The organism is Streptomyces sp. NPDC056222 (assembly GCF_042264065.1).
Lineage (GTDB): Bacteria > Actinomycetota > Actinomycetes > Streptomycetales > Streptomycetaceae > Streptomyces.
On sequence record NZ_JBHJTL010000179.1, the window covers coordinates 1 to 5,768 of the forward strand.

6 protein-coding genes are annotated in these 5,768 nt (G+C 69.1%); 3 read left to right on the forward strand and 3 right to left on the reverse strand.

Annotated features, from left to right (window positions below; all coding sequences use genetic code 11):
* The coding region (locus ACFC0D_RS37940; RefSeq protein WP_376446522.1) for a hypothetical protein at positions 1-239 on the forward strand (239 nt) is incomplete at its 5' end.
* Positions 240-442: 203 nt separating this feature from the next.
* On the opposite strand, the gene ACFC0D_RS37945 is transcribed toward ACFC0D_RS37940, so the two are convergent.
* Positions 443-1,450 (reverse strand): stage II sporulation protein M, encoded by a 1,008-nt coding sequence (locus tag ACFC0D_RS37945; RefSeq protein ID WP_376446525.1) that lies wholly within the window; start codon positions 1,448-1,450, stop codon positions 443-445.
* Between the two features lie 119 nt (positions 1,451-1,569).
* Between ACFC0D_RS37945 and ACFC0D_RS37950 the strand changes: the two genes are divergently transcribed.
* Positions 1,570-2,499, forward strand: coding sequence for an RDD family protein (locus ACFC0D_RS37950; protein WP_376446528.1), 930 nt, complete (start codon positions 1,570-1,572; stop codon positions 2,497-2,499).
* Here ACFC0D_RS37950 and ACFC0D_RS37955 read toward each other — a convergent pair.
* A complete protein-coding gene (locus tag ACFC0D_RS37955) occupies positions 2,496-3,110 on the reverse strand; it encodes a hypothetical protein (protein WP_376446530.1) in 615 nt (204 codons plus the stop codon). The genes ACFC0D_RS37950 and ACFC0D_RS37955 overlap by 4 nt on opposite strands.
* Before the next feature lie 131 nt (positions 3,111-3,241).
* Positions 3,242-4,699 (reverse strand): adenosylhomocysteinase, encoded by a 1,458-nt coding sequence (ahcY, locus tag ACFC0D_RS37960; protein ID WP_376446533.1) that lies wholly within the window; start codon positions 4,697-4,699, stop codon positions 3,242-3,244.
* 420 nt (positions 4,700-5,119) lie between these two features.
* On the opposite strand from ahcY, the gene lepB reads away from it, so the two are divergent.
* Positions 5,120-5,740: a signal peptidase I gene (gene lepB / locus ACFC0D_RS37965; protein WP_376446536.1), complete on the forward strand. Its 621-nt coding sequence runs from the start codon at positions 5,120-5,122 to the stop codon at positions 5,738-5,740.
* The last annotated feature ends 28 nt before the right edge of the window (positions 5,741-5,768 follow it).

The following is a 5,768-nucleotide window of genomic DNA, read 5'->3' on the forward strand; positions in this document are numbered from 1 at the left end:
CAACTAATCTGGCGTTGATTTTTGGCACGCTGTTGAGTTCTCAAGGAACGGACGCTTCCTTTGTACTCACCCTCTCGGGCTTTCCTCCGGGCTTTCCCTTCGGTCTTTCGTGTTTCCAGCTTAGCAGATCCGATTTCCGTTTCTGCCACCCGCTGGAGCGGGCTGCCAGTCCGTTCTTCGCTTTCGCGTTTCCCTTTCCGGCGATTCCGACTTTATCAGATTCATTTCGGCCGACCTAATCGGTGGCTTCGTGATTCGAATAAGTAATCGGGATGGCTCCGTGGAAATCAACTTCCCGACCGGAGCGAGAGAGATTCTAGCTGCTGGCCTTCGAACTTGTCCAGTCCGAGGCAACCGTTCAAATCTACCTCCCCACGCGGACCGTGTCAACGGTTTTTGTGGGCGAGGAGGAGACTAGCAGGTCAGCGGGGTGGTCCGCACATCAGGCAGCCGTCGGCAGGGCCGCGCTGCGGTCGGTCTCCTCGAGATCGCCCGTGTCACCCGCTCGGGCCGCACGGCCGCCCAGGACATAGACGTAGACGAGAAATGCCAGTTCAGCCGCGACGCCGATGGTGATGCGCGCCCAGGTCGGGAGGCCCGACGGGGTGACGAAGCCTTCGATGAGGCCCGAAAGGAACAGCACCAGGGCCAGGCCGATCGCCATTCCCACGGCCGCGCGGCCCTGCTGGGCGAGGGCGGAACGACGGGTCATGGGGCCGGGGTCGATCAGGGTCCATCCGAGGCGCAGTCCGGTGCCGGCGGCGACGAAGACCGCGGTCAGTTCGAGGAGGCCGTGCGGGATGAGCAGGCCCAGCATGATGTCGAGGCGTCCTGCCGAGGACATCAGGCCGATGGCCACGCCGAGGTTCAGCATGTTGAGGAAGAGGATCCAGAGCACCGGGACGCAGAGGAACGCACCGAGGACCAGGCACATGGCGGCGGCCTGGGCATTGTTCGTCCAGACCTGGGCGGCGAAGGATGCCGCCGGATGGCTCGAGTAGTACGTCTCGTACTGGCCGCCCGGGCGGGTCATCTCGCGGAGGTCGGCCGGAGCGCCGATCGCGGACTGGACCTCGGGGTGGGTGCCGATCCACCAGCCCATGACGGCCGCGACGAGTATGGAGAGGACGGCCGTCGGGACCCACCAGTGGCGGGAGCGGTAGACGGCGGCCGGGAAGCCGGCCGTGAAGAAGCGGGTCACGTCGCGCCACGAGGAGCGGCGGGTGCCGGTGACCGCGGCGCGGGCGCGGGCGACGAGCTGGGTGAGCCGGGCCGTGAGCATGGGGTCCGGAGCGGCGGACTGGATCAGCGAGAGATGGGTGGCCGTCCGCTGGTAGAGGGAGACGAGCTCGTCGGCCTCGGCGCCGCTGAGCTTTCCGCCTCGACGCAGGAGGTGGTCGAGGCGGTCCCACTCGGCTCGGTGGGCGGTGACGTAGACGTCGAGGTCCATGATCGGCTGCTGCTCCAGGCACTGGGTGCGTACGGGTCCGTACTACTGCGGCGCGCTGCGGGTCAGCTTGGCAGACTGTCGTACCAAGGGGTCGGGAAGGTCGGAGAAGGGTGGGCGCCGTGAGCGGGGTTGTGACGGGGGATGCCGTCGTACTGGGGTTGCAACCGGCGCGGCTGCCTAGCCGGGCGCTGGCGCTGGTCCTCGATCTTCTGGCCGTGTGGGCGGTCTATCTGCTGATCACGGTGGGGCTGGCGATGGCCACCGCCTCGTTGGACGAGGCCGCGCAGATGGCGATCTCGATCGCGTCCTTCCTGCTGGTGCTGGTGGGGGCGCCTATCGCGGTGGAGACGCTCTCGCACGGGCGGTCGCTGGGGAAGCTCGCCTGCGGGCTGCGGGTGGTGCGGGACGACGGGGGGCCGATCCGGTTCCGGCACGCGCTGGTGCGCGGGGCGATGGGGGTCGTGGAGATCCTGATGACGTTCGGGGTCGTCGCCTGTATCGCTTCGCTGGTGTCGGAGCGGGGGCGGCGCATCGGGGACGTGTTCGCGGGGACGCTGGTCGTACGTGAGCGGGTGCCGGCGGCTCGGAGCGCGGTCGTGCCCCCTCCTCCGCCGTGGCTCGTGGGTCGGTTCGCCGAGCTGGATCTGTCGGCGGTTCCGGACGCGCTGTGGCTGGAGATACGGCAGTACCTGACGCGGATGCGGCAGTTGGACCCGGGCGTGGGGCGGAGGCTCTCGGAGCGGCTTGCCGATGAGCTGGTCGCACGGACCGGAACGCCTCCCCCGCCGGGTGTGCCCGCGGCGGCGTATCTGGCCGGGGTGGTCGCCGAGCGGCAGGCTCGGGAGGCTCGTCGGGCCTTCGCCTCGGCGGGGCAGGGCGGGGGCGGGCAGCTGCCCGGGTTCGTTGCTCCCGTGGTGCAGCCGGTGAGCGCGGCTTCGGCGGCGAAGGTGGAGAACGTCCCTCCCGCCGTCGGGCCCGTGGCGCCGCCTGTCGTTGCGTCGGAGGTACGTGATGCGGGCGCGTCGACCGGGTTCGCGCCGCCGGCCTAGGGCCAGACGGACGGCGGGGTCTCGAGGGCTTCGAGTTCGATGCCGGGGGCGGAGAGGACCACGTCGCCGGCGATGTGGAGCGTGTGCTGCTCCCCCGTGTCCAGGGCGTTGACCTGGTACTCGTCCACGATCAGACGGCCGTTGTCAGTGGCGTGCGTTTCACTGTTCACCAGGGCCCAGGACTGGTCGATCGTGAGGGGGGCGAGCACGGGATCCGTGAAGGCGACGAGCCGGACGCGGGTCGCGGGGGAAGCGGGGGTGAGACGCAGGAGTCGCGTGATCGCGACGAGGAACGCCGGTGAGGTGCCGGTGAAGGCATGGGCGCGCACATTGCCTTCCGTGGCATGCGTGCCGGTGGGGTCGGTACGGACCCAGGTGACGCCGTCGAGGGCGGCGCCGCGGACCTGCCAGCTCGCGGCGTGGAGTTCGAGGCGGATGGGGCGGCCGAGTTCGTCGATGGCCAGGTCGACGGAGCCGGCGTGTTCGCCGGAGGGGGTGGTGGTCTGTGAGACGTAGCGCCAGCCGGAGGGACCGGGCGCGCAGTTGAAGTGCTCTTCACCGAGGGGGGTGTGATCGTGCGGATCATGGAGCGAATAGCGGCCGCGGGGCATGGGTCCTCGGGGTGCTTGCTGGGGCGATAGACGGGGCAGGCCCCCGGCACGGGGGTGCGGGGGCCTGCCTTTTCCTCTACGGGTGACCGGGACGGGCGTGTGTCAGTGCACGGGCGCCGTCGGTCCCGGCATCAGTAGCGGTAGTGGTCCGGCTTGTACGGGCCTTCGACCTCGACGCCGATGTAGGCGGCCTGCTCGGGGCGCAGGGTCGTGAGCTTCACGCCCAGGGCCGCGAGGTGGAGGCGGGCGACCTTCTCGTCGAGGTGCTTCGGGAGCACGTAGACGTCGGTCGGGTACTCCTGCGGCTTGGTGAAGAGCTCGATCTGGGCCAGGGTCTGGTCCGCGAAGGAGTTCGACATCACGAAGGACGGGTGACCGGTCGCGTTGCCGAGGTTCAGCAGACGGCCCTCGGAGAGGACGATCAGGACCTTGCCGTCGGGGAACTTCCAGGTGTGGACCTGAGGCTTGACCTCGTCCTTGACGATGCCCTCGATCTTGGCGAGGCCGGCCATGTCGATCTCGTTGTCGAAGTGGCCGATGTTCCCGACGATGGCCTGGTGCTTCATCTTGGCCATGTCGGAGGCCATGATGATGTCCTTGTTGCCGGTCGTGGTGATGAAGATGTCGGCCGTCTCGACGACGTCGTCCAGGGTCGCGACCTGGTAGCCGTCCATCGCCGCCTGGAGGGCGCAGATGGGGTCGATCTCGGTGACGATGACGCGGGCGCCCTGGCCGCGGAGGGACTCGGCGCAGCCCTTGCCGACGTCGCCGTAGCCGAAGACGACCGCGGTCTTGCCGCCGATGAGGACGTCGGTGGCGCGGTTGATGCCGTCGATCAGGGAGTGGCGGCAGCCGTACTTGTTGTCGAACTTCGACTTCGTGACGGCGTCGTTCACGTTGATCGCCGGGAAGAGGAGGGTGCCGGCCTGGTGCATCTCGTACAGACGGTGGACACCGGTCGTGGTCTCCTCGGTCACGCCGCGGATCTCGGACGCCAGCTGGGTCCACTTCTGCGGGTTCTCGCCGAGGGTCCGGTTGAGGAGACGGAGGATGTGGCCGTACTCCTCGCTGTCCGCGGTGGACGGGTCCGGAGCGGAGCCGGCCTTCTCGAACTCGACGCCCTTGTGGACGAGGAGGGTGGCGTCACCGCCGTCGTCCAGGATCATGTTCGGGCCGCCGGTGGGCGTGTTCGGCCAGGTCAGGGCCTGCTCGGTGCACCACCAGTACTCCTCCAGGGTCTCGCCCTTCCAGGCGAAGACCGGGACGCCGGCGGGGGCCTCGGGGGTGCCGTTCGGGCCGACGGCGATGGCCGCGGCGGCGTGGTCCTGGGTGGAGAAGATGTTGCAGGACGCCCAGCGGACCTCGGCGCCGAGGGCGACCAGGGTCTCGATGAGGACGGCGGTCTGCACGGTCATGTGCAGGGAGCCGGTGACACGGGCGCCGGCGAGCGGCTGCTGCTCGGCGTACTCGCGGCGGATCGACATCAGGCCGGGCATCTCGTGCTCGGCCAGCGTGATCTCCTTGCGGCCGAAGGCGGCAAGGGACAGGTCGGCGACCTTGAAGTCCTGCTGGGTGGCGGCAGTCGTCATGACTGGGCTGCTCCTCGTGGATCGGGTTCGAGGGTCGTTTGAAGCGCCTGACACCGCGTCTGGGGTCGTGCGGGCATACGAATGCCCGGGAGATCCCGCGGTGCAGTCGTCGGAGGCCCTCTCTCCCTCGGCCGGCCCGCGTGGGACCGCCCGACCGCCATCAGCAGCGACGTCTGGCTGGTCACGAATCTACACCGATCAGCGCAGCGGCCCACAGTCCGCCCAGCCCGGGATTCGGCCGGTTCCGACCTCGACAACCCGCTCGGAAACGGTCCGGGCGGGGCTGACACCCGCCCCGGGCAGGGTGCGGGCCTTGCGCGGATGATCACGTGGGGCCTGCCCTTTCGCGAGCGGGCGGGTGAGTGAGAACCAGGGAGTGGGACGGATGAGACCGGGGCGGGACTGCGGATCACGGGGTGGGTGCTGCTGCCCGTGGGGATACTGCTGTTGGCGGGGGCGGTGCTGACGGGGGTGTTCGTGTACGGCGGCCACAGGGTCGGCGGGGATTCGATGAGTCCGACCTACGGCAGGGGGGACGGCGTCTTCACCGAGAAGATCGACCCGGCGGACGTGCGGCGCGGAGACATCGTCCTCTTCGATCTGTCGGCAGGCATCCCGGACAGCAATGAGATCGGCATGCAGCGGGTGATCGGCGTCGGCGGCGACCGGGTGAGCTGCGACGGCCGGCAGGTGTTCCTCAACGGCACACCGCTCGTCGAGAAGTACGTCGCCGGGGGCGACCCGTCCGGGGACGGGATGGTCTACGACGTGAAGGTGCCGGAGGGCCGGCTGTTCTTGCTCGGTGACAACCGGGTCAACTCGCTGGACTCCCGCTACTTCGGGCCGGAGGGCAAGGGCGGGACCATTCCCGCCGACGCCGTGCGTGAGCGGGCGCACGACAACGAGAACATTCTCTACGCCATCGCGTTCGTCGCGCTCCTCGGTGTCGGCGCGACCATGACCGGGTTCGGCTGCGGACTCGCCGGGTGGATGGTCGGCCGTCGGCGCAAGCCGGTCCCCGTTCCTTCCCCGCAGGTATGAGAAGAGGCCCCCGGGACCGTGTCGGTCC

Coding starts and splice junctions, on each gene's coding strand:
- ACFC0D_RS37945 (WP_376446525.1), bottom strand. CDS start 1,450: ATGGACCTCGACGTCTACGTCACCGCCCACCGAGCCGAGTGGGACCGC.
- ACFC0D_RS37955 (WP_376446530.1), bottom strand. CDS start 3,110: ATGCCCCGCGGCCGCTATTCGCTCCATGATCCGCACGATCACACCCCC.
- ahcY (WP_376446533.1), bottom strand. CDS start 4,699: ATGACGACTGCCGCCACCCAGCAGGACTTCAAGGTCGCCGACCTGTCC.